The following is a 24,004-nucleotide window of genomic DNA, read 5'->3' on the forward strand; positions in this document are numbered from 1 at the left end:
CGCGGTGAGCTGCTGAGCTTCCTCGGGCTAAGCCCTGTGGGATTTCACTCTTGCTCTAGTCACCACTGGAGTCTTCGCATATTTAATCCGCTGAGTTATTGCATTCTCCCTGAATCGAGTGGATTGATGTAGTTAATAGACTCGGTTCTATTTACTAAGTGCTACTTATATTGAGGGGGCACTGTACAACCTTCCCGCTCCGTTGATTGGAGCGGAAGGCACCGACTCCTGCGGGATGTGCGTGGCCAGGGAAGACCCCACAGGGCGTAAGCCCGAGGAGGCTTCCGGACCGCCCGCGGAAAGCGTGAGCCTGCAGCGGAGATCAACAATTACTGCAGGGGACCCATTTTTCAGTGTACTTATGTCTTTTATGAGTAGAAGCGACGAGGAGGCTCCCGGACCGCCCGCGGAAAGCGTGCGCTTGAAGCGGAGATCAACACTTATGGCAGGAGGGACTCTTTCAATGTGCGCGTGACAAGCGGTGTCCTTCTGACTTTTTAGAACAAAAAAGCGCCCTGATGAAGGCGCTCAAAATAGGAGGTCATGACGGAGGTTTGGCGGAGAAAGTTTTTATGCAGCAACGCATAAGTCAAAATAAAAGAATAATAGAGCGTTTGCTGACCCTTGATGTTTCTCACATTCATCAAGAATAATACAGTGTACGTAGATTCAGCAGATTTGCATAGACTAACCGACAGTATTTACATAAAATCCGCTGATGATGATAGGGCCATATCATTGGCATACTAAGCAAATGGTTGAACTCTCTCGTTTTAACGAGGAGTTCTCTTTTTATGCAAAAATGTATTATCTATTCAAAAATGAATAAAGCCAGTGTACAATAAGATAAATTCTGAAAATACATAAAAATAAAATAATTATTTTATTCATAGATGAATAATACTCAGGAGGATACGACATGAGGATGAGCAAAGCGGAAGAGAGTGAAGAAATATTAAATGCACTAAAAGATGATTTACTAGTAACAGACAAAAATGGTCAAATCTTAAGGGTGAGCGAAGAAACAAAAGCATTATATGGAATAGAGGAGAGAGAGATTGTAGGGGCTTCTGTATATGACCTAGAAAGACAAGGGGTTTTTACTCCAATCGTGACGCCTCTTGTGCTAAAAAAGAAGGATCGTGTCAATATTATTCAAACGACAAACAAAGGTAGAAAGTTGTTAATTACCGGAGTGCCAGTCTTTGATGAAGAAGGAGAAGTGTATAGGATCGCATCGTATTCTCATGACATTACTGAAATGGTGAATATGAAGCACTTCCTAGCAGAGATGCAAGATGAGATGGAAAGGGTCAAAAATGAAATCGAGGTTCTGCGCAATCAACAGATGAAAAACACAGGCTTTGTCGGGAACTCGTATGAAATGAAAAAATGTTTATCCGTCGCAAAACAGGTGGCGGAAGTTGATGTGAACGTTCTCATTCTAGGAGAGTCGGGTGTAGGGAAGACTCATTTAGCAAAGCTTATTCACAGGGAGAGCGGGCGTTGTAATAAGCCGTTTATTGAAGTGAACTGCGGAGCTATTCCTGAAAGTCTTTTTGAATCAGAGTTCTTTGGGTATGAAGCAGGGTCTTTTACCAGTGCAAATAAAAAAGGAAAGCTTGGTTTAGCAGAGCTAGCCGAAGGGGGAACGCTTTTTTTAGATGAAATAGGAGAGCTGTCTCTTCCATTACAAGTAAAGGTCTTACGTTTTATCCAAGAAAAACAGTTTTACCGTGTAGGGGGTACAAAGCCGAGAACAGTTGATTTCAGGCTGATTGCTGCAACAAACCAGCCGTTAGAGCAGCTAGTTCAAGAAAAGAAATTTAGAGAAGATCTCTATTTTAGATTGAATGTTGTTCCAATCCGCATTCCTCCGTTAAGAGAGCGGACAACGGATATTCTCCCGCTGCTCGACCATTTTGTTGAACAGTTCTCAAAGAAATATAACCGCAGCAGGCTGCTTGATGATGCGGTGAAACAGCAATTATTTAAGCAGCCGTGGCCAGGAAATATTCGAGAACTCATTAATTTAATTGAGAGGCTTGTAGTTGTTTCTACTTCAGAAATCATTACAATGAATGATTTGCCTGAATCTTATTACCTTCCGTATGGACAAGCTTTAGAGCTAGAAGAGAAGACGCTGCCTGAGATCCTTGAAGGAGTCGAGAGAGAGGTTCTCCAAAAAGCTAAAACTCAATATAGGACCACTGTTGAGATGGCAAAATATTTAGGTGTCAGTCAACCTACAATAGTCAGAAAATTAAGCAAATATAAAATAAAATGATTAATTGGTACATTTATTGCATTATAAAAAGTTACACATCTAGAGAAGCATGTAGGTCTAAAACTAAAGGGTAAGGTGAGGTGCTTTTATGGAGTTAGAGAAAAAGGAGATTTTAGTTTCAGAGTTTGAACGAGAAGAAACGATGACCACAACCAACAAGTTGAAATTCATTATCCCATCAATAGTGGGCTTGTTTCTATTCCTTATTCCATTAAATTATGGTGGGAAATGGACCATTGGAGTCGGAATTTTAGCTGAAACTGCTCAGGGAATAACTGCTGATTATCTCCCAGCCTTTATGGTAGCTGTGCTCTTATTATCGGTTGTATTAACAATCGCAGCAAACGTAGCCAAGCCTCAATGGATTATGAACTCTGCTTTTCTTAAAGGCTTATTTCATGTCAGCGGCTTTTGGCTGGTGATGCGAGCAGCAGGAGCATTGTTTGCCGTTATGGTCATTTTTGAAATAGGACCTGCCTTTATCTGGGATGCTTATACAGGAGGGACTGTTCTGTATGAATTAGTTCCCGTACTCACGAAGTGGTTTCTATTTGCCGGCCTTCTTATGCCTTTATTACTGGAGTTTGGATTAATGGACTTTATTGGAACTTCACTTAGAAAAGTGATGCGCCCTTTATTCCGTCTTCCGGGCAGGTCCTCCATTGATGCGGTTGCTTCTTGGATGGGAAGCGGTACGGTAGGGGTGCTTATAACCACAAAGCAGTATGAGGAAGGATTCTATACAAAACGCGAAGCAGCGGTCATTGCGACGAATTTCTCTGTTGCATCTATCGCGTTTAGCTTAGTCGTCATTAGTTTTATCGGTCTTGATTATATGTTTATTCCATTTTATTTGACGGTTATCGTGGCAGGGTTGATTGCAGCCATTATCTGTCCTAGAATTCCGCCGCTCTCAAGAAAAGCGGATACGTATTATGAGGGAGCTGGAAAACAAATATCAGAAGAAGTGCCCGAGGGGAAAACGAGCAGACAGTGGGCGTTAGAAAGAGCTGTAGCTACAGCTTCAAAAGTGAAAAGTGTGAAAGGTGTAGCAACTAAAGGTTTTCAAAATGTTTTAGATATTTGGTTCGGGCTCATCCCGCTTGTCATGGCGTTAGGGACGATTGCTTTAATTGTTGCCGAATATACATCTATCTTTACTTATTTATCCTATCCTTTTGTACCGATCCTAGAATTACTTAGAATCCCTGAGGCGCAAGCTGCTGCCCCGGCGTTACTTGTAGGCTTTGCAGACATGTTTTTGCCTGCTGTGGTGGGGAGCGGCATTGAAAGTGAGTTAACGCGCTTTGTGATTGCAGCTGTTTCAATGACTCAGCTTATCTATATGTCTGAAATTGGAATTTTACTGCTTCGTTCAAAGATTCCTTTGAGCCTGCTTGATTTAGTTATTGTATTTTTCCAGCGTACGATTATTACATTACCGATTATTGTGTTCATGGCGCACGTCTTTTTCTTCTAAGTGAACGTACATTGATTATTTATGAAAGGGAGCGAGGCAAATGAGTGCGGATTGGAGTTACCTGCGAGAAAAATCAGCTTCACGATTAGCACCCAGCATGGCAAAAGATCACCCTAATTTACCTGTAGTAAAAGAAGAAGGCTGTTATTACTACGGGGTAGATGGGGTGAAATATTTGGATTTCACATCAGGAATTGCAGTGACAAATGTGGGACATCGTCATCCGAAGATTGTTCAGGCTATTAAGGAAGCAGCTGATCATTTAACCCATGGACCGATTGGTGTCATTCAATATGAATCTATTTTAAAATTAGCAGATGAGCTCGCTGATATTCTGCCTGGTGATCTTGATTGTTTCTTTTTTGCAAACAGCGGGACAGAAGCAATTGAAGGGGCGTTAAAGTTAGCTAAATTTGTAACGAAGCGGCCTTATGTCGTTTCATTTACAGGATGCTTTCATGGCCGGACTCAAGGGTCACTTGGGGTAAGCACATCCAAAAGCAAGTATCGAAAATTTCTGCAGCCAAATGGGTTAACTTACCAGGTTCCTTACTTTAAACCGTCTGATCCAAGAATTCTTGATGAGGAAGGGGAAGTCGTAGAATCTCTAGCGTGTGAGCTGCTAGAAGAAGAGTTTACGAACCTATTTAAATATCACGTATCATCTGAGGAAGTAGCAGCGGTGATCTTAGAGCCCGTTCTTGGAGAAGGCGGATATATAATCCCGCCTGCCTCTTGGTTAGCTAAGGTAAGGGAGATTTGTAACCGTCACGATATACTACTGATATTTGATGAAGTCCAAACAGGGTTTGGCCGCACAGGAGAATGGTTTGCGGCTCAAACTTTCGGGGTCACTCCAGATATTATGGCAATTGCTAAAGGAATTGCTTCAGGTTTGCCGCTTAGTGCAACGGTAGCAAATCACAAGCTGATGCAGCAATGGCCGCTTGGAAGCCACGGAACAACCTTTGGAGGAAACCCGATAGCTTGTTCAGCTGCATTAGCCACTTTAGACGTTCTAAAAGAAGAAAATCTATTAGATAACGCCAGAGAAGTCGGTGCCTATGCAAGAGAGAGGCTCAATTTATTAAAAGAGAAGTATGAGATGATTGGAAGCATCCGTAGTGTCGGGTTAATGATTGGGATAGAGATCATTGATCCACAAACAAAGAAGCCAGACGGAGCTGCAGTGCTGAGGATATTAGATTTAGCCCTGCAGGAAGGTGTTTTATTTTATCTATGCGGCAATGAAGGAGAGGTCATTCGAATGATCCCGCCGCTTAGCGTGACAAAAGAGCAAATTGACGATGGTTTAGATATGCTTCAGCGTGCGTTAGTAAAGTATAAAGAAGAAACGCATCAGCCAGCATCCCTCTAGTATGCCATTCATTTAAGGACCGCCTTCTAGTTATAATTGTTTTATCTTGTACTTATCGCAAAGACATGATATCAATAGATTATAAAACTATTTACCTATATCTATTGTATGGTGTAAAAGTGGATGAGGTGGAAGAATGAGTACGGGTAAAACAGATCAAGAAATATTAGATTCCATTGTTACCGCAGCTCCATTTATTCAAAAAGCGGCTAAAGAAGAAATTGCCATATCTATATGTGACCATGAAACATGGCTGTTGCAGCTAGATCACCCTAATCTAGTACTTGGTAATAAAACCGGTGACCCTGTATCTAAAGAAGATCCAGTCATTCAAAGTGCTTTAAATGGAAAGGGCGAGATGGGGCGGCCTCCGTTTGAGGTTTACGGCATTCATTTCTTTGGGAAAACGACGCCGATCATGAACGAGGGCAGAGTGATTGGGGCCATAGGGATGGCTTATAATATTGAAGTATTAATGAAAATGGAGAAAAATGTAGAGAAGCTCAATGACATTACAGTGAGCATTCAGAAGTTAATTGAACAGATCATTTCTCAAGCTGATCAGCTTCAAGAGACGAATAATGAATTATATCAGCTATCTGAGAGGTCAAAAGAGAATTCTGAAGAGGTTAACCATATCCTTGAATTGATGAATAAGATCTCAAGACAGACGAATATTTTAGGTTTGAACGCTAACATCGAAGCGGCACGAGCTGGTGATGCTGGAAGGGGATTCTCTGTTGTAGCAAATGAGGTTCGTACGATCTCTAAGGAGACAGCAGCGTCATCAGATAAAATTAATGAGTCCATTACACTCATTAAAGGAAACTTAGAACAGATGATTGATAGTTTATCGACGATAAGAGGGCTGACAACTGAACAGACTGAACTTGTTAAGAATGCTGCCCAAACGCTTGATACTCTATCAACCATTATCTATCAGCTGCATGATTATATGAAGACATTAGGCTAAGCGAAAATACTCTATCAGGTGATGATAGGGTATTTTTTAGGCTATTTGAACCAAATCGGACTAATCGTTAAATGATCTGACACTACAGACGCTATCTAAGACAGTCATTTTTACAAAGTGTCAAATCATTCTCGTTATTTTAGAAACATCTTGTACAATTAAATATTTGAATATTTAGAATAGAATAAAGATAACACTTTTATTGGGGGGATCAGAATGAAAACCACATACACAGCTTCAAGCTTAACCGTAAATAAGGAACGACTCCAGTCACGCATTGAGGAGCTCGCTGAAATTGGGAAGATTGCTGAAACTGGAGTATGCAGACTTACCTTGTCAAAAGAAGATAAAGAAGCTGTCCTAAAAGTAAAAGGCTGGATGGAAGAAGCTGGCCTCGAGACGAAAATAGATGATTTTGGGAACTTAATCGGGCAATGGGCAGGTGCTGATGACAGCCTGCCGATCCTAGTCGTAGGCTCTCATATAGATAGTCAGCCGTATGGCGGCAGATTTGATGGAGTCATTGGAGTTCTTGGTGCTCTTGAAGTTGTACAAACAATGAGAGAGAAAGGGGTCCAGCCTAATCGTACAATAGAGGTTATCGCATTCAGTGATGAAGAAGGATGTCGCTTTGATAAAGGCTTGTTCGGAGTAAGAGGCATCTTGAATCAGCTAGAAAAGGGAGAGCTTGATCGGGTGGATAAGGACGGGATTTCACGCAGAGAAGCCTTAATTGAGTTTGGGTGCAATCCAGATGAATTAGCAAAATCTGTTTACCCAGAGGGGCGGATTGGTGAATTTCTTGAGCTGCATATTGAACAAGGACCGATCCTTGATCGCAGCGAGGTGCCGGTTGGAATTGTGACAGGTATATCTGGTCCGCTCTGGCTGACGTTAGACATTCAAGGGTTTGCCGGACATGCGGGCTCTGTTCCAATGTCTTATCGTCAAGATGCACTCGTTGCGGCAGCTGAAGTTACTCTGACGTTAAATGAGCTTGCCACAATGGATCCGGAAGCACCGACTGTAGCGACGGTTGGAAAAATGGAGGTATTCCCTAACTCGAGAAACATCATTCCAGAACGAGTTCGGATGACCATTGATCTGCGTGATATTGACCTCGAGAGAAGGAGAGATATTGAAGCGGCTCTTTATCAATCCATTGATCATATTTGTGAGAAACATCAAGTAACCCATACGATCCGTGTTGATACAGAGAGTGATCCTAGATATTGTGCAGAAGAGATTATGAATGATATGCGTGCTTCTGCGATTGAGATGTTTGGAACTTCTGTCCCTGAATTAATGAGCGGACCATTCCATGATGCTTTAGCGATGTCGACCGTATGTGATTACGGCATGATCTTTGTCCGTTGTAAAGATGGGATCAGTCATAACCCAAAAGAGAGTGCAGAATTCGATGATATTACACTTGGTACAGAGCTATTGTATCAGACGGTTTTAAAAAGAGCTGCGAAGTAGAGCACTTCATTTAAGGGGGGACGGTTGATGTTTAAACGATATCCTAAAAAGAAGAAAATCTTGTACAGCTTGATCATCCTATGCTTTATCGTACTTGAGACGCCGCTTATCTTATTAGCGAATACGACGGAACCGTTTGTTTTAGGAATGCCATTTTTCTTGTTTTGGAATTTAGTATGGTGGTTTGTACTCACCGGATTATTTTTCATTGGCTATATGACAAATTGGGGCAGTGCTGAAAGTAAAGAGGCTGATATCAGTTGAGATGTAGGGGGGATGGAAGTTGACTATAGGCGTATTAATTATTGCGGCATTTATGATTATTCCGCTTGTCGTTGGGTTCTTCGCTGCAACGAAATCGACCAAGACAAGTGAGGATTTCTTTATTCAAGGCAGGGGAATGGGTGCGATTGCAGTCTTCTTTACCGTAGCAGCAACTTGGTGGAGCTCCTTTGCGTTTTTAGGTTCAAACGCTACGTTTTATACAAATGGTCCTGTTTATTTAACCGCTCTTGCTTGGAATTTACTCTTTGGGTTTATGTACTATTGGGTGGGAAAACGGGTCTGGTTCTTAGGGAAGCGATTTAATTACATCACCGCATCAGATTTATTAGGGGATTTCTACAATAATGAAAAGCTGCGGATGATCGTCGCTGGAATCTTGCTCGTATTTACAATTCCTTATTTGCAAATTCAATTAACCGGGGGCGCCTACTTGATTGAGGTAGCTTCAGGCGGAGTTATACCTTTTTGGTTAGCAGCATTAATGTTTTATTTCATTATTGTAACGTATGTATGGGTAGGTGGAATCCGCGCCGTTGCTTGGACCGATATTATTTACGGAGCACTGCTATTCTTTGGAATGATGTATGCGGGATATTATATATCTCAGCATGTCGGCGGGCCGAGCGGATTATTTGAGGGCTTACTGCAAACAAGTCCAGAACACCTCACACTACCTGGCCCGCAAGGTGCGATGGGCTATCCGATGTGGTTCAGTTTATTCGCAGTGACAGCAATCGGAGCGTTTATGGGACCGCAGATTTGGCTTAGAATGTATTCGGTAAAAAGCGGGAAGCTGTTTAACCTAATGCCGTTTTTATTAGGCTTTGCGGCCATTGCCTATATGGGATCGCTTCTTGCAGGCTTTACAGGGGTGCTGCTCGAGCCGGGGCTGGCAAACCCAGACCAAATTCTTCCGGTCATGTTGATGGAGTATGCGCCATTTGCCTTGGCATCGCTTATTTTAGCAGCTGGTGCAGCAGCGGCGATGTCGACAGCGAACTCACAAATCCATGCAATCTCAACTATTGTAACAATGGATATTTATAAACGTTATCAAAATCCTAAAGCGAGCCAAGAAAGTATCATTAAAGTAGGCCGCTGGTCATTAATTGTCTTCTCACTGATTGCATATGTTATGGCTCTTGTTGTACCAGGAGTTCTTGTCACGATTGGGATTGCAGCACTTGCAGGAACAGCTCAGCTCTTAGTACCTACTATTGGTGCAATCAGCTGGCGCCGGGCGCATCCTACAGCTGCGATCTGGGGGCTTGTAGTCAGTATTACAGTCGTTCTCTTATTCACATTTGTTCCAGTATTAAAAAATCCTCTCGGGTTCCATGCCGGTGTGTGGGGATTACTGATTAACACGGTTCTTTTTGTAGGAATCAGCTTGATGCTTAAGCGAACAGACAAAGAGGTAGTCAGTCGGTTTGATACGGCGAGAAACGAATACAACAAATTGTATCATCCTGAGCTTGTAGATGATGAAATCGATACAAAAAGAGAAGCTCTGTAGGAAATACAAAGTGGAGTGTGATAGGTGTGAGCGTAACAGAAGTCGTAAGCTTAACAAGGGAACTCATTCAAATTCCTTCTGAAAACCCAACTGGAAATGAGTTGGCATGCGCGAGATATATTGAATCATGGTTAAGGAGAATCAATGGAATTGAAGTGAGTGTTCACGAAGTAGAAGAGGGACGGTGTAATATTATTGCTGCTTATCACGCCTCTGTGAAGACGAGTCGTCCCCTCGTCTTCATTGGTCATATGGATACGGTGCCGGTTGAAGGTGATTGGACGTACCATCCTTTTGGCGGACAAATTGTGGATGGAAAGCTTTATGGAAGAGGCGCTTGTGATATGAAAAGCGGTTTAGCTTGTGCCTTAATGGCTTTAAAAAATCTAGCTGAAGAAAAAGTAGAACTAGAGCGTGATGTTGTTGTGATCGCAAGTATTGATGAAGAAGGTCCTTATATGAAGGGAGCTGTCTCCCTTGAAAAAGAACATCTCATTCCAGAGGATGCTCTATTAGTAGCAATGGAGCCAACGAGTCTCACCATGTCGACCTCACATAAAGGAACCATTTGGTATGAATTGAATGTTGAGGGAAAGAGTGCGCACGGCGGAAACGCTCACTTAGGAGCAGATGCTGTACATGCCGCTTCTGAAGTGATCAGCCGCTTAAAGCAGCAGGTGGCAGCACTTCCTTATGATCATCCGGTATTCGGTAAGCCGGCGATATCAGTCGGGAGTATCAGCGGGGGGCATAAAACGAATATGGTCGCAGGGTCATGCCGGGTCGAGCTGGACTTCCGCCTCGTCCCACCGATGACTAAGGAAGAAGCAAATTCGATTATGAAAGCATGTGTAAGGGAAGGATGCGAGTCCGTTCCAGGAACGAAAGCACTCATCAAGCATTACGGCTGGCAAAGGCCGCCTATTGAGACGGATGCTAACAGCCCGCTTGTTAAAATGCTTGCACAGAGCTATGAAAAAGTTAAAGGCGAGCGTATCAAGGAAACGGGATTTCCTGCTTATACAGATGTCAGCATGATCAGCTTACGAAATGGAAATAAGGACATTATTGTCTTTGGACCAGGTGATTTAGATCAAGCACACGCTGTGGATGAATATGTTGAAATTGATCAGCTTGAAGTTTGTACAGAGGTATTAATGGAATTGGCCCGATCACAAGAGTGACCGGGCTTTTTTTTGAGCATTTTTCGATTAAACAATTCCTAACGTATTAATGAATACAATGATAATTACGATAGGGACAATATATTTCATTAAGAAGATCCATAAAGAAAAGAATCCTTTAGCTAAACCATTGCCGCTCAAAAATTCCTGCTCCATTAAACGCTTCTCCATTTTAAAGGAAATGAATAAAGCGATGAATAAGCAGCCAAGCGGCAGCATGATATTACTTACCAAGAAGTCGGTCGCATCAAAAATCGGCAGTCCAAAGAACGTGACATTTGATAGCAAGCCAAATCCGAGAATCGTTGGAATCCCTGCTAGAAATACAACCAGCCCTGTATAGCCAGCTACTTTCTTTCGGCTGCGCTTTTTGCTCTCAGTAAAAGCAGAAATAATGATCTCGAGTAAGCTAAAAGAGGAAGTGAGTGTAGCAAAGAGAAATAACAGCAAAAATAAGGCTAAGAAAAGTTCACCTAGGATCATTTCAGCAAAGACTGCAGGCAGGACAATGAATAATAGACCCGGTCCTTCTGTAGGCTCAAACCCTAATGCAAAGATAGCCGGGAAAATAGCAAGACCTGCAAGCAAAGAAACAAATAGATTCATTCCGACAACTGACGTAGCTGCTGATGGAATACTTTCTTTTTTATCAAGGTACGAACTATATGTAACTAAACACGAAAATCCGACAGCTAAAGCAAAGAAAGATTGTCCTAGTGCATAAAGCACTCCTTCGCTTGTTATTTTAGAGAAGTCTGGCTGCAAGAAGAAACGAACACCCTCACTTGCGCCTTCGAGGGTTAGGGAACGTGCAACTAAAATAAGAAAGAAAACAAACAGTAAAGGCATAAGAAACTTATTCGCTTTTTCAATTCCGTTTTTAATACCTAAAGACAAAACGAGTACGTTAATAAGCAAGAAAGCGAAAAGACCGATTAATCCGATCCAGGCTGTGCTGGTAACCATACCAAATAAAGCCCCGTAATCAGGTGTGTTGCCGATAATCTGTCCCGTAACGGCCAGAACGGTATAGGTTAATACCCAGCCTCCCACTACACTATAAAACGAAAGAAGGAGAAAACATCCTAGCACACCGAACTTACCAATCCACGTCCAGCCGCTGTTTGGTGCGAGCTTTTTGTATGCTGTAACCGCTTCCTTTTTTGACCCGCGTCCAATTACAAATTCCGCAATCAGCATAGGAAGTCCAATCAGAAGTGTAAAGGCAATAAAGAGGAGGAAAAACGCTCCTCCGCCATTCGTGCCTGTTACATAAGGGAACTTCCATATGGCGCCAAGGCCGATCGCGGCCCCGGCTGATGCGAGAATAAATCCTAGTTTAGATGACCATTGCTCTCGATGTTCTCCCATCTTATTTCCCCCTTAGTATGTTTTTAGATTTCAGTTCGTAAACTCCATAACTCAGGGAAGAAACGTTGATCAAGAACTTTTTTCAAGTAATTAACCCCGGAAGATCCACCTGTTCCTACTTTAAAGCCAATGATACGTTCTACGGTCTTCATATGACGGAAACGCCATTGCTGCAGCCAATCTTCAATGTCTACTAACTTCTCAGCAAGCTGATATAAATCCCAATAATTTTCTACATCACGATAGACAGTAAGCCAAGCATCTCTTACGCTGTCGTCTTCTTCATATGGTTTTGAGTAATCACGATTCAACACTTCAGGATTAATCTTAAATCCAGCTTCAGCCAGCGCATCAATAGCTACATCATACAGTCCAGGACCTTCGTAAGCCTCTTTTAATTGCTTGTGAAGCTCAGCATCTTTTTCATAAATCTTCAAAATATGAGGCGTCTTGTAGCCAAGAGCAAACTCAATTAAACGGTATTGATACGACTGGAAGCCTGAAGCTTGACCAAGTGAATCTCTGAATTCCATATATTCAGCTGGTGTCAGAGTAGATAATACATCCCACGCTTGGATAATTTGTGATTGAATTTTAGATACACGAGCAAGCTGTTTAAAGGACGTCTGCATATCACCTGATTGGATAGAGTGAATCGCTGCATTTGTTTCATGCAGAATAAGCTTCATCCAAAGTTCACTGACCTGATGAATGACAATAAATAACATTTCATCATGATGGTCAGATAATCGCTCTTGTCCAGATAAGATTTGATCGAGTTTAAGGTATTCACCATATGTCATATTATTAATGAAATCAGTATGGATGCCTTTTTCATTGGCTGTCGTTTTAGTTGAATAAGACTCTTTTGTCATGTTCATTCTCCTTTAGAATCTAAGATTGTTTGCGGATAACTGCCCGTACAGGACTTCCATCCCCTTCTCTAATAGGAAGAGGAAGGGCAATTAATTCATAATCACCGTCTTCTACATGATCGAGCATAATATTTTCTAAAATCGCAATATCATTTTTAAGCAAGGCATGATGTCCTTCTAGCTCCTTACTAACCGGATGGTCCACTGACGGCACATCAACGCCGATTAATTGGATCCCGCATTGTTTCAGGTGGTCGGCCCCGCACGGAGTCACGTACGGAAAGTCTTCTGGGAAGTGAGCAGGATTATTAGGAACCGATGTTTTAACAAGGACTCTTGTGACACCTGATAAGTCAAATTGGCTGAAGGCATGCTCGTCTAGTTTCTCAAAAGCAGATGCATTAATCACACGAGCAGTGCCTGTATACCGGTTAATATCAAGGTCAAGTACGCGAGCCCCGTCATTATCAAAATGGAAAGGGGCATCAATATGTGTACCAGAGTGTAAGCTCATTGTCAGCTTCCCAATATTCACTGAACCTGTTTGCTCTTTTGTATATTCGGTCACATAGTGAAAAGGGGTATCGCCAGGCCAATGGGCGAGTTTCTCATCTAATGGCTGTGAAATATCAATCCATTGATTATCCTTCATCAGGCCACGACACCTCGCTTGTTTTCATACTTTTTATAGAGTTCATTGTCCATAATTTCTTTTAAGATCTGCACGCTGGTCCATACATCCATATAGGAATTGTAGAGGGCTACAGGTGCTAAACGAATTCCGTTAGGCGAACGGAAATCAGGGATTACTCCTTTATCTTTCAATGCCTTACAAATACGAGCGGCTTCTGGATGTTCAATATATAAGTGGCCTCCGCGGCGCTCGTCTTCATCCGGGTTTCTAAATACAAAGCCGTGCCCATCAAGCTCTTGGATCATGACATCTTTCATAAATCGAGTCATCTTTAGTGATTTTTCTCTAATTTGTCCAATGCCTGCTTCTTCAAATATTTCAAGAGAACCGAGGATCGGCGCAACACTTAATACGTGAGGAGTTCCAATTTGGAAAGCACCTGCATCATCAGCTGGTGTAAGTGTGTGCTCCATATCAAACTGCTTTTCTTTATGTGAGCTGAACCAGCCTGCTAACCCTGGCATTGTACCGAAATGCTTCTTATTCACATATAGTGCTCCAACAGAGCCCGGGCCGCCATTTAAGTGTTTATAGTTGCACCAAAAAGCAAAATCTACATCCCATTCGCTTAATTTATGAGGGATCGAACCAATCGAGTGGCAAAGGTCAAATCCAATAAGGATGTTGCGCTTATGAGCCTCTTTGGTCAAACGTTTCATGTCTAGAATCTGCCCGCTCCGATAAAGAATACTTGGAAGCAAGATTAACGCTATGTCCTCAGTCATCGCTTCTATAATGTCGTCTTCATTTAAAGTGTGCCCGTCTTTACTCTTCACTTCAATTAAATGATCGTGGTAGTCTAGGCCCCTTAACGTAATTTGACTTTGCAGCGCATAAATATCACTTGGGAAGTTCAATTCATCAGCCAAGATTTTTGTGCGTCCTTCAACCGGCTTATAAAACGTAGAAACTAATTGATGCAGATTGGTTGTCGTGGAACCGGTTACAATCACTTCTTCAGGTGCTGCTCCGACTAATGGAGCCATCTTATCTCCTACTGTTTCTGATAAATAGAACCAAGGATTATCCCCATCAGTCCATCCGTCTATTCCAAGTGTCTTCCATGAATCTAACAGGTCCAGCAGGCTTTTTTCTGCCCGCTTAGATAGCAGTCCTAACGAGTTTCCATCTAAGTAGATGCTGTTTTTATTTAAATAAAATTCTTCTCTGAAACGTGCAAGTGGATCTTGTTGATCAAGCTCTAGTGCGTTGTTGGATGTTAATTGTTTTGTCATTATGGTCCTCCTTATTTCACTGATAAACTTATCGAGTGAAAAGTAAGAATACTTTTGATATTATTGTATAAGAGAAACTGACATGGCGTCAATGACATTATGTCAGTGAAATGAATGAGAGAGTTATTAGGAGGAAGACTGCAATGAAGAAACGATCTGCAAGGGAAGAGAAGGCGATTCAGACACGAGGGCGCCTGCTTCAAGCTGCCGAAGACGTTTTTATTGAACAAGGATTTGTGAAAACAACCATTTCTCAAATTATTAAACATGCCGGATTAGGATATGGCACTGCGTATGTTTATTTTCGGAATAAAGACGAATTATTTATTGAGCTTGTTGATGAATTAATGGATGCCTTTTATGAAGTGGGAGAACGTTCTTTTACACCCGTTTCAACTAAAGAAGCAGCAAGTAGTATTAGAGAACAGGTTGAATTGTTTCTAACACTTGCCCAAAAAGAAAGCCGCTTAATGAGCGTATTAAAAGAGGCAAGAGGCTCATCTGAAGTCATTGATGAAAAGTGGAATGAGATCCGTGAGCGTTTTATTAAAAGCATCACAAAAGATATCACCTTCGCTCAGACAAATGGATTAGCTTCGCCGCGTCTTGACGCAGCGCTTATTGCAAGGGGATGGTTTTATGCCAATGAGATGTTCATGTGGGAATGTGTCACAGGAGAATGTCGTCATTCAATTAAACAGTTAAGCGAACAACTGACAGAGCTCTATATGAATGGTCTGTATAGGAGCTAGCTGAAAACATAACTCATGAATTAGCGCACGGCCTCATATTCTGTTATATCGACTATTGGCGGGATGGAGGGAGACCTATGCTTGTTCGGGTTAGACGAGGAGATAATTTGTGGTACTACAGCCAGTTGTTTCGGCTTCCGCTCCAATTAGTGATTGATTCAAATGGTGGGGTAAACCCTAATGCCTTGCAGGTTGGAGCACTGGCAAGAATCCCAGGATATACGATACAATCTTACACCATTCAATCAGGAGATACATTTTGGACGCTTTCAAGAGAGTTTGGTCTGCCAATCGATTCTATCTTTTTGCTAAATCAGCAAACGAACCCTACTATGCTTCAAGTTGGAACTAATTTACTTCTTCCAAGAAGAGTCACAGCTAAAATAGCTGATATAACAGATGACTATCGCTTCTCTAAAATGACTGCAGACTTGGATCAATTAACTGAGATCTACCCCTTTATCAGAAGAAGAGTGATAGGAAGGAGTGTTATGGGAAAGCCGATCGAAGAAATTAAGGTGGGTAATGGTCTAAAACGAGTTCATTTGAATGGCTCTTTCCATGCTCATGAATGGATTACAACGCCTGTATTAGTAGATTTCTTAAATGAGTACCTGCTTGCCATGACGAATCAGCAAACTATAAGAGAGATACCTGTTCTGCCATTTTATAATGAAGTAGAATTATCGATTGTCGCAATGGTTAATCCTGATGGAGTCGATTTAGTCATTGATGGGCTTCCGGACGAGGAGCCATATAGAAGCGATGTGCTTGAAATAAATAACGGGAGTACCGATTTCTCCGGCTGGAGAGCCAATATTCAGGGCGTTGATTTGAATAATCAGTATCCGGCTAGTTGGGAAGAAGAAGCTGCGACAAAGCCTGCTCAGCCTGCACCTAGAGATTTTCCTGGGTATGCTCCATTAACAGAACCGGAATCAATAGCTATTGCAGAACTTACAATAGAAAGTGATTTTAGCCGGGTTCTCGCTTTTCATACACAAGGAGAGGTCATATTTTGGGGCTTTCAAGGGTTTGAACCGCCAGAGTCTGAAGTGATTGTAGAAGAGTTTGCTAGAGTGAGCGGATTTAGACCGATTCAGTATGTTGATAGTTATGCAGGGTACAAGGATTGGTTTATTGAACAGTGGAGAAGACCTGGGTATACAGTGGAACTCGGTTTAGGGGAAAATCCGCTTCCTTTTTCCGATTATCCGAAGTTATATGAAGATGCACAAGCGATCATACTCGCTTCTTTGTATATGTAAGCAAAGTGATCAGGCTCCCAATGTCTGATCACTTTTCTGTGTATTCAAATTAGTTGAAAACTTTATTTTGAGGTATGATAGAAAGTAATCTTTCGTTTTACTAAGAAAAAGCCGGGGTGTCTAGATTATGAGAAAGATTTTTGCGTTTATTAAGCCATATCGATTTCCGATGTGGATTGCCATTGTACTAATGTTAGTAGAGCTAGCAGTTGAACTTTTTCATCCCCTTCTATTAGCAAGGATTATTGATGAAGGTGTTGTTGCTGGGGATATAGATATTGTTATAAGGTGGGGGCTTATTATGATAGGAATGTCATTTTTGGCTTTTCTATCAGGAGTGATTAATTCTTTTTATGCTGCCCATGTGTCGCAAAGCACAGGGTTTGATTTAAGGCAGAGCATGTATACAAGAGTACAGTCATTTGCCTATTCTAAACTGCAAAATTTTGAAACCTCGTCTCTTATTACAAGAATGACAAATGATGTGACACAAATTCAAAATACGATATTTATGAGTTTGCGAATTATGATGCGAGCCCCGTTGCTGGTCATTGGAGGAACCATTATGGCTTTTGTGGTGAATGCAAAGCTTGCGTTATTTCTTGTGGTCACAATCCCAATTCTTATCTTTTTTCTTATTTGGATGATGAAAAAGGGCGGCAGCATGTTTCGCGAGGTCCAAAATAAGCTTGATCAACTGAATCATGTCATGCGCGAAAATTTAAAAGGGATACGAATTATAAAAGCTTTTGTACGGAGAAACCATGAAGGAAAACGATTTAACAAGGACAATGAACAATTAAAAGATCAGACAATAAAAGCGCTGCGGTTAATGGAAGTGACGATGCCTGTCCTTTTATTGTTAATGAACGGTGCGATTATTGGAGTGCTCTGGTTTGGAGCGATCGATGTTGGGGCTAATCAAGCTCAAGTCGGTGAAGTAGTGGCAATTATTAATTATGCAACAAGAATTACTTCAGCTTTGACGGTATTTTCAATGATCATCATCGTCTTTTCAAGAGCAAGAGCTTCAGCGGCCCGTATTGATGAGGTTCTCTCAACTGAAACAGGAATGGAAGACGGAGATATTGAGACAGCTATTGAACAAAGTAAACAGAGTGATACACATATCGAATTTAATCATGTAACGTTTAACTATCCAAGAAGCCAAAAAGATGTATTAAAGGATCTTTCCTTCTATGTGAAAAGAGGGGAAACAGTCGCTATATTAGGGGCAACGGGTTCAGGGAAGTCGAGCTTATTCCAGCTCATTCCTAGGCTGTATGATCCAAAAAAAGGCTCCATTTCTATTGACGGGATCGACTTGCGGGAATGGGAAATGGGTAAGCTGCGCCAGATGATGGGTTATGTGCCGCAAGAATCTCTTTTGTTTACAGGTTCTATAAAAGAGAATCTAAGCTGGGGGAGAAAAGAGAGCACAGAAAGAGAGATGGAGGCATCTGCGAGGGCGGCTCAAATTCACGATACGATTGCTGCTCTTCCAAAACAATATGAAACAAGAATTGGTCAAAAGGGTGTCAATCTCTCTGGAGGGCAAAAGCAAAGGATTTCGATTGCCAGAGCTCTTATCCGGCAGCCGTGTATCCTGCTGCTCGATGATAGTACAAGTGCGCTTGATATGAAAACAGAAAGAAAGTTTTTGAAAGCATTAGAAGAATACCCTTGTACGACCCTTATTATTACACAAAAAATAAAGACCGCGATGGCAGCTGACCGGATTTTCCTTTTAGATCAAGGCCGGATGCTTGCTTGCGGATCGCATGAAGAACTGTTAAAAGACTCAGATCTTTACCAACAGATCGCTCAATCTCAGCTAGGAAAGGAGGAGACACACCATGTTTGATCTTTTGACTCGTCCATTTAAGTATCAACCAATTGATTGGAGAGCGAGTGAACCAGCAACAAAGGGCAAGAAAAAGGAAAGAGCGAAGGATTGGTCAGGCACATTATCTAGGCTTTGGTCTTATTTAGCCGTATATAAGGGCAAGCTTTTCCTTGTTGTGCTTATGGTGGTAGCAAGTTCGGTACTGAGCTTGCTTGGTCCTTTTCTAGTCGGAGTTTCGATTGATCGATTTATTGTCACAAATGAATTAAACGGTCTAACGACACTGCTGGTATTCTTATTTATTATCTATATTGGGCACTCAGTGAGCATTTGGCTGCAAAATTACTGGATGGTGGAGGTAGCACAGAAGTCTGTGTACGAAATAAGGATGCACCTATTCACACATCTTCAAAAGCTGCCCATTCCGTTCTTTGATAAGAGGCAGCACGGGGAATTAATGAGTCGTGTCACAAATGATATGGAAAATGTCAGTTCTACTTTAAATAGTTCCGTGATCCAAATTCTCTCAAGTGTATTAACGTTTATTGGCATCCTAGGAGTGATGATTTACTTAAGTCCATTAATGACAGTCTTGACACTTCTAATTATTCCAGTAATGGTGCTTGGGCTGAAATGGATCACAAGAAGAACAAGTGTCTTTTTTAAAGAGCAGCAGCGAAATATAGGTGATGTAAATGGATTTATTGAGGAAACTGTATCAGGGCAGTCCATGGTGAAGGTGTTCTCTCAAGAAGAGAGGGTCATTGGCGAGTTTGAAGAGAAGAACCAGAAATTAAAGCAATCTGGGTTTTGGGCTCAAACGTACTCTGGATTTATTCCAAAGGTAATGAATGTACTTAATAATTTGAGCTTTGCAGTCATTGCAGGTGTTGGCGGTGTGCTCGTTCTTCAAGATGCAATTACGATAGGGGTCATCGTTATTTTTGCTGAATATGCTAGACAGTTTACTAGACCGTTAAATGATTTAGCTAACCAGTTCAACACGCTTCTCTCAGCAGTTGCAGGGGCTGAGAGAGTCTTTCAAATAATTGATGAGCCGGTAGAAAAAGATCAAAAAGACAGCCTGCCTGTACCTCAGTTTAAAGGGAATGTAGACTTTAGGAATGTCTCGTTTTCTTATGAAAAAGATGAGAAAATTATTGATGACATTAATTTCACTGTCAAATCAGGTGAAACCGCTGCGTTCGTAGGGCCGACCGGAGCAGGGAAAACGACCATTATTAATATGATCTCTCGTTTTTATAACCCGGATTCAGGGGAGATTTTGTTTGATGGAGAACAGGTGAACAGGTATGACAGAGAAGAAGTAAGGAGGCAGCTGGGTTATGTTCTTCAAGACCCGTTTTTATTTGAGGGAACGATTAGAGAGAACATTCGGTATGGGAGATTAAGTGCGACTGATGATGAAGTCGAACAAGCAGCCAAAGAAGCAAATGCTCACTCCTTTATTTCTCACCTAGAGGAACAATATGACACGATCCTTTCTCAAGACGGGGGAGGAATCAGTCAAGGGCAAAAGCAGCTTATATCGATTGCTCGTGCTTTATTAGCTGATCCCTCTATCCTGATTTTAGATGAAGCAACGAGCAGTATTGATACTGTCACAGAGTTGAAGATACAAGAAGCGCTCTTTAGATTAATGAGGGGAAGAACGAGCTTTGTTATTGCGCACAGATTGAATACAATTGAGAAGGCAGATAAAATTTTTGTGTTAGTAGATGGAAAGATTATTGAACAAGGAACGCATGAAGAACTTAGACATCAAAGAGGCTACTACCAGAAATTATACGAAGGGGATTAAGAGTAAGGCTGTACGCCTAATACTTCATAAAAAAATAGAGTCCATATCCTATGATCAAAAGAGCTGTGCTTTAGGGCAGCTCTTTATTTTAGGACCTTAGTTTCAGAATTTGTCGAAAATTGTGTGAGGAAAGTTAAAGGAATCACTCACTCTATGTCGAATGTACGAAAAAGAAAAATATAAACTAGGGGTATTGAGAGATGATCATAGAGAAGTTATTACTACAAGTTCTAATTGTTTTATCTCCTGTTCTAATATATAGTGTCATTTCAAATGGAAAAAAAGAACCTCGCTTTCCTTTTTTGATGGTATTTTACATGCTGGCTGGAGTATTATGCATCGTATTTTCCTACCAAACATTCGGTTTGTATTGGGACCTGCGCTATGTGATTGTCGTCTGTGCTTTTTTGTATGGAGGAGTGAGGACAGGCTGGGTGGTATTCGCTGTTTTAATGCTGACAAGAACCATTTACGGCGGAGACCATTTACCATTTGCCTATCTTTGTATTACATCTGCTGCACTAGCCGCCTATTTTTTTCAAGCCAAGTATCAGCAAGTGGTGACAAAATGGAAAAAGGTATTATTTACGATAGCGCTCTCACTTGTCCCGGTAGTTATACAGGTGACGATTACAATGATCTTAGTTAGTCAGCATGCGTTGCCGGTTATGGACGAATCGGTCTTAGCAAGCTACTTATTTTATTATGTATTGGTGATAATCATTGCGGCAGGATTCATCACACTCTTGCATGAAGCCGTTAATGAACGAAGACGAATGCAAGAAGAAATTATTCGTGCGGAGAAATTTAACACATTAGCGGGACTCGCCGCATCGATTGCTCATGAAGTGAGAAATCCTCTAACGGTAGTGAAAGGATTTCTGCAGTTAATGAAAGAAGATGACAAGAGCACGAATCAACAATATTTTTCTTTAGTACTCAATGAATTAGGTCGGGCAGAAAACATTATTAATGACTACTTGAGCTTTGCGAAGCCAGAATTGAAAAGTGTTGAAAATGTGAAGCTGCTAGAGACTGTCCAAGAAATCCAGGCACTGCTTCAGCCGTATGCGATTAAAGAGGGAGTACATTTAAATGAACTGCATGATATTGAAGAAGGGCTTTTAGTTAAGGCAGACAGAAATCAATTAAAGCAGGCTTTAATTAATTTTGTCAAAAATGCGATTGAAGCGACCCCTAATGGCGGGAATGTCAGTTTGATTGTTCAACAGACTGGTAACATGGTGACTGTTCATATCTCTGATACAGGAAAAGGAATGAATAAAGAAGAGCTTAGCAGGATTGGTTCTTTATTTTACACTACGAAAGACAAAGGAACAGGCCTCGGGACAATGGTATCGATTCGCATTATTGAGGCGATGGCAGGGATGGTTACCTTTAAAAGTAAAGAATTAGTAGGTACCACAGTCTCTGTTTCTCTACCTGTTCAAAAAGAGCCAGCAACGATTCATTCAATTAATGATAAGAAAAAAGAAGCAATGTAGTGAAGCGAATATATTGTTATGGAAAACAGGAGAATTGGTGATAAAAACAATTCTCCTGTTTGTATTAAGTTAATCCTAATTCGATTCTTTCTTCGTTTGTGAACACTCGTGACCGCGTTAGAAACCTTTTACCTTCAGGTCCTTCTAATGAAAACATGCCGCCACGGCCTGCCACGACATCAATAATAAGCTGCGTATGCTTCCAATATTGATATTGATCTTTGGCAATGTAGAAAGGACAATCGGCAATATGGCCGAGCAGTACATCTTGATCGCCAAAATTCAATTCTCCTTGTTGGTAGCACATCGGGGAGCTGCCATCGCAGCATCCCCCCGATTGATGAAACATCAAAGGTCCGTGAATGTCTTTTAGGTAGTGTATGAATTTTAGAGTCGCGTCGGTTGCTACAACACGCTCAACCATCAGCATCCCTCCGTTCTAGATTTAAAAGAATCCAAGTGCATCTTCGCTGTAGCTAACGAGCAGGTTTTTCGTTTGCTGATAGTGGCTTAGCATCATTTTATGATTCTCACGACCAATACCTGACTTTTTGTATCCGCCAAATGCAGCATGAGCTGGGTAGGCGTGGTAGCAGTTCGTCCAGACACGTCCAGCTTGGATTTCACGTCCGAAGCGGTAGGCTGTGTTTATATTTCGTGACCATACACCTGCTCCAAGACCGTATAACGTATCGTTAGCAATGGCTAAAGCTTCTGCATCATCTTTAAATGTAGTAACTGAAACGACAGGGCCGAAAATTTCTTCTTGGAAAATACGCATATTATTTGTTCCAGCAAAGACAGTTGGCTGAACATAATAACCGTTAGCTAGATCGCCTTCAAGCTGGTTGCGTCCGCCGCCGGCAAGGCAAGTGGCGCCTTCTTGTTTTCCAATATCCAAGTAAGAAAGGATTTTTTCAAGCTGCTCTTGTGAAGCTTGTGCACCCATCATTGTATCTGGGTCTAGCGGGTTTCCTGTTTTGATTTCTTTAACACGAGCAATGACACGCTCCATAAATTCATCATAAATGGATTCGTGAACGAGGGCGCGGGACGGGCATGTACATACTTCACCTTGATTTAGGGCAAACATGACAAAGCCTTCTACCGCTTTATTTAAGAACGCATCATCCTTATCCATAATATCGGCGAAGAAAATATTTGGAGATTTGCCGCCAAGCTCTAAAGTGACCGGAATAATATTTTCAGAAGCATACTGCATAATTAAGCGGCCGGTTGTTGTCTCTCCAGTAAATGCTACTTTAGCAATACGGTTGCTTTGAGCAAGCGGCTTACCTGCCTCAACACCAAAACCGTTAACTACGTTTAATACCCCTTTTGGAAGCAGATCTTCAATCAGCTCTAATAAAACAAAGATTGAAACAGGAGTCTGCTCGGCTGGCTTTAATACAACGCAGTTTCCTGCAGCAAGGGCCGGTGCCAATTTCCAAGTTGCCATAAGAAGAGGGAAGTTCCACGGGATGATCTGTCCGACAACGCCTAAAGGCTCTTGGAAATGGTAAGCGACTGTATTCTCGTCAATTTGAGAAATGCTTCCTTCCTCAGCACGAAGGACGCCAGCGAAATAGCGGAAATGATCAACAGCAAGCGGGATATCGGCATTTAAGGTTTCACGGACAGCTTTACCGTTTTCCCATGTTTCACTTACAGCAAGCATTTCAAGGTTTTCTTCCATACGATCAGCAATTTTATTTAAAATATTCGCACGTTCTGCCGGAGACGTTTTCCCCCAGCTGTCCTTTGCGGCGTGCGCTGCATCAAGTGCTAGCTCAATATCTTCAGCAGAAGATCTAGCAACCTCGCAAAACACCTGTCCGGTTACAGGAGTAATATTTTCGAAGTATTTCCCACCTGCAGGAGGTGTCCATTCTCCGTTGATATAGTTTTCGTAACGATCCTTAAAGTGAATGAGTGCGCCTTCAGTGTTTGGGTTCTTGTAGACCATGTAAACTCCTCCTAAGTAAGTTGATATAAATGTATTGAACATCACTTGTCCAAGATTTAATTTATGAAAGCGGTTGCAATAATAG

At 41.7% G+C, this 24,004-nt stretch carries 19 protein-coding genes; 13 read left to right on the top strand and 6 right to left on the bottom strand.

The features are described from left to right. Positions 1-919: 919 nt before the first annotated feature. The 8 genes from BPOF4_RS02400 (at position 920) to BPOF4_RS02435 (ending at position 10,585) form a co-directional block, all read left to right on the top strand. Entirely contained in the window at positions 920-2,287 is a 1,368-nt protein-coding gene (locus tag BPOF4_RS02400; protein ID WP_012957462.1) for a sigma-54 interaction domain-containing protein, read from the top strand. A gap of 88 nt (positions 2,288-2,375) precedes the next feature. Further along, complete coding sequence (locus BPOF4_RS02405) at positions 2,376-3,767, top strand: YjiH family protein (RefSeq protein ID WP_012957463.1); 1,392 nt, start codon at positions 2,376-2,378, stop codon at positions 3,765-3,767. Positions 3,768-3,807: 40 nt separating this feature from the next. After that, positions 3,808-5,145 carry an aspartate aminotransferase family protein gene (locus tag BPOF4_RS02410; RefSeq protein ID WP_012957464.1) on the top strand — a complete coding sequence of 446 codons (1,338 nt, stop codon included), beginning with the start codon at positions 3,808-3,810 and terminating at the stop codon, positions 5,143-5,145. Between the two features lie 136 nt (positions 5,146-5,281). Next, positions 5,282-6,118 carry a methyl-accepting chemotaxis protein gene (locus BPOF4_RS02415; protein ID WP_012957465.1) on the top strand — a complete coding sequence of 279 codons (837 nt, stop codon included), beginning with the start codon at positions 5,282-5,284 and terminating at the stop codon, positions 6,116-6,118. A gap of 216 nt (positions 6,119-6,334) precedes the next feature. Then, complete coding sequence (locus BPOF4_RS02420) at positions 6,335-7,600, top strand: M20 family metallo-hydrolase (RefSeq protein ID WP_012957466.1); 1,266 nt, start codon at positions 6,335-6,337, stop codon at positions 7,598-7,600. Between the two features lie 27 nt (positions 7,601-7,627). Then, a complete protein-coding gene (locus BPOF4_RS02425) occupies positions 7,628-7,864 on the top strand; it encodes a DUF3311 domain-containing protein (RefSeq protein ID WP_012957467.1) in 237 nt (78 codons plus the stop codon). Positions 7,865-7,883: 19 nt separating this feature from the next. Further along, positions 7,884-9,401 carry a sodium:solute symporter family protein gene (locus BPOF4_RS02430; protein ID WP_012957468.1) on the top strand — a complete coding sequence of 506 codons (1,518 nt, stop codon included), beginning with the start codon at positions 7,884-7,886 and terminating at the stop codon, positions 9,399-9,401. Positions 9,402-9,427: 26 nt separating this feature from the next. Then, positions 9,428-10,585: a M20 family metallopeptidase gene (locus BPOF4_RS02435; protein ID WP_012957469.1), complete on the top strand. Its 1,158-nt coding sequence runs from the start codon at positions 9,428-9,430 to the stop codon at positions 10,583-10,585. Positions 10,586-10,612: 27 nt separating this feature from the next. Here BPOF4_RS02435 and BPOF4_RS02440 read toward each other — a convergent pair whose 3' ends face one another. From BPOF4_RS02440 to kynU, 4 genes are read right to left on the bottom strand one after another with little or no spacing between them, the layout of a single operon-like run. Further along, the gene (locus BPOF4_RS02440) at positions 10,613-11,956 is read right to left on the bottom strand and encodes a sodium-dependent transporter (RefSeq protein ID WP_012957470.1); all 1,344 of its coding nucleotides are present in this window, start codon (positions 11,954-11,956) and stop codon (positions 10,613-10,615) included. Between the two features lie 23 nt (positions 11,957-11,979). Next, positions 11,980-12,831: a tryptophan 2,3-dioxygenase gene (gene kynA / locus BPOF4_RS02445; protein WP_012957471.1), complete on the bottom strand. Its 852-nt coding sequence runs from the start codon at positions 12,829-12,831 to the stop codon at positions 11,980-11,982. A gap of 19 nt (positions 12,832-12,850) precedes the next feature. Continuing rightward, on the bottom strand, positions 12,851-13,483 hold the full coding sequence (gene kynB / locus BPOF4_RS02450; protein WP_012957472.1) for an arylformamidase: 633 nt from the start codon (positions 13,481-13,483) through the stop codon (positions 12,851-12,853). After that, the gene (kynU, locus tag BPOF4_RS02455) at positions 13,483-14,760 is read right to left on the bottom strand and encodes a kynureninase (protein WP_012957473.1); all 1,278 of its coding nucleotides are present in this window, start codon (positions 14,758-14,760) and stop codon (positions 13,483-13,485) included. Before kynU ends, kynB begins: the two co-directional genes overlap by 1 nt. Before the next feature lie 143 nt (positions 14,761-14,903). Here kynU and BPOF4_RS02460 point away from each other — a divergent pair, with 143 nt between their 5' ends. The 5 genes from BPOF4_RS02460 to BPOF4_RS02480 all read left to right on the top strand — a co-directional run bounded on the left by BPOF4_RS02460 (position 14,904) and on the right by BPOF4_RS02480 (position 21,953). Then, a complete protein-coding gene (locus tag BPOF4_RS02460; RefSeq protein ID WP_012957474.1) occupies positions 14,904-15,512 on the top strand; it encodes a TetR/AcrR family transcriptional regulator in 609 nt (202 codons plus the stop codon). Positions 15,513-15,589: 77 nt separating this feature from the next. Continuing rightward, positions 15,590-16,780 (top strand): M14 family metallopeptidase, encoded by a 1,191-nt coding sequence (locus BPOF4_RS02465; RefSeq protein ID WP_012957475.1) that lies wholly within the window; start codon positions 15,590-15,592, stop codon positions 16,778-16,780. A 127-nt stretch (positions 16,781-16,907) separates the two neighbouring features. Next, positions 16,908-18,644 (top strand): ABC transporter ATP-binding protein, encoded by a 1,737-nt coding sequence (locus tag BPOF4_RS02470; RefSeq protein ID WP_012957476.1) that lies wholly within the window; start codon positions 16,908-16,910, stop codon positions 18,642-18,644. Next, positions 18,637-20,448, top strand: coding sequence for an ABC transporter ATP-binding protein (locus BPOF4_RS02475; protein ID WP_012957477.1), 1,812 nt, complete (start codon positions 18,637-18,639; stop codon positions 20,446-20,448). The genes BPOF4_RS02470 and BPOF4_RS02475 overlap by 8 nt, the downstream gene beginning before the upstream one ends. Before the next feature lie 200 nt (positions 20,449-20,648). After that, entirely contained in the window at positions 20,649-21,953 is a 1,305-nt protein-coding gene (locus tag BPOF4_RS02480; RefSeq protein WP_012957478.1) for an ATP-binding protein, read from the top strand. Between the two features lie 64 nt (positions 21,954-22,017). Here the strand turns inward: BPOF4_RS02480 and BPOF4_RS02485 are convergent, their stop codons facing one another. Next, positions 22,018-22,377 (bottom strand): DUF779 domain-containing protein, encoded by a 360-nt coding sequence (locus BPOF4_RS02485; protein WP_012957479.1) that lies wholly within the window; start codon positions 22,375-22,377, stop codon positions 22,018-22,020. 21 nt (positions 22,378-22,398) lie between these two features. Then, the gene (gene adh, locus BPOF4_RS02490; protein WP_012957480.1) at positions 22,399-23,919 is read right to left on the bottom strand and encodes an aldehyde dehydrogenase; all 1,521 of its coding nucleotides are present in this window, start codon (positions 23,917-23,919) and stop codon (positions 22,399-22,401) included. Positions 23,920-24,004 lie beyond the last annotated feature (85 nt).

The sequence above is a fragment of the Alkalihalophilus pseudofirmus OF4 genome, from assembly GCF_000005825.2.
Lineage (GTDB): Bacteria > Bacillota > Bacilli > Bacillales > Bacillaceae_D > Alkalihalophilus > Alkalihalophilus pseudofirmus.

Excerpts from the sequence above, each read along its gene's own strand:
- BPOF4_RS02465 (WP_012957475.1), top strand. The coding sequence starts at position 15,590 with ATGCTTGTTCGGGTTAGACGAGGAGATAATTTGTGGTACTACAGCCAG.
- kynB (WP_012957472.1), bottom strand. The coding sequence starts at position 13,483 with ATGAAGGATAATCAATGGATTGATATTTCACAGCCATTAGATGAGAAA.
- BPOF4_RS02475 (WP_012957477.1), top strand. The coding sequence starts at position 18,637 with ATGTTTGATCTTTTGACTCGTCCATTTAAGTATCAACCAATTGATTGG.
- kynU (WP_012957473.1), bottom strand. The coding sequence starts at position 14,760 with ATGACAAAACAATTAACATCCAACAACGCACTAGAGCTTGATCAACAA.
- BPOF4_RS02480 (WP_012957478.1), top strand. The coding sequence starts at position 20,649 with ATGATCATAGAGAAGTTATTACTACAAGTTCTAATTGTTTTATCTCCT.
- BPOF4_RS02405 (WP_012957463.1), top strand. The coding sequence starts at position 2,376 with ATGGAGTTAGAGAAAAAGGAGATTTTAGTTTCAGAGTTTGAACGAGAA.
- BPOF4_RS02440 (WP_012957470.1), bottom strand. The coding sequence starts at position 11,956 with ATGGGAGAACATCGAGAGCAATGGTCATCTAAACTAGGATTTATTCTC.
- BPOF4_RS02415 (WP_012957465.1), top strand. The coding sequence starts at position 5,282 with ATGAGTACGGGTAAAACAGATCAAGAAATATTAGATTCCATTGTTACC.
- kynA (WP_012957471.1), bottom strand. The coding sequence starts at position 12,831 with ATGACAAAAGAGTCTTATTCAACTAAAACGACAGCCAATGAAAAAGGC.
- BPOF4_RS02460 (WP_012957474.1), top strand. The coding sequence starts at position 14,904 with ATGAAGAAACGATCTGCAAGGGAAGAGAAGGCGATTCAGACACGAGGG.
- BPOF4_RS02420 (WP_012957466.1), top strand. The coding sequence starts at position 6,335 with ATGAAAACCACATACACAGCTTCAAGCTTAACCGTAAATAAGGAACGA.
- adh (WP_012957480.1), bottom strand. The coding sequence starts at position 23,919 with ATGGTCTACAAGAACCCAAACACTGAAGGCGCACTCATTCACTTTAAG.
- BPOF4_RS02470 (WP_012957476.1), top strand. The coding sequence starts at position 16,908 with ATGAGAAAGATTTTTGCGTTTATTAAGCCATATCGATTTCCGATGTGG.
- BPOF4_RS02400 (WP_012957462.1), top strand. The coding sequence starts at position 920 with ATGAGGATGAGCAAAGCGGAAGAGAGTGAAGAAATATTAAATGCACTA.
- BPOF4_RS02425 (WP_012957467.1), top strand. The coding sequence starts at position 7,628 with ATGTTTAAACGATATCCTAAAAAGAAGAAAATCTTGTACAGCTTGATC.
- BPOF4_RS02410 (WP_012957464.1), top strand. The coding sequence starts at position 3,808 with ATGAGTGCGGATTGGAGTTACCTGCGAGAAAAATCAGCTTCACGATTA.
- BPOF4_RS02485 (WP_012957479.1), bottom strand. The coding sequence starts at position 22,377 with ATGGTTGAGCGTGTTGTAGCAACCGACGCGACTCTAAAATTCATACAC.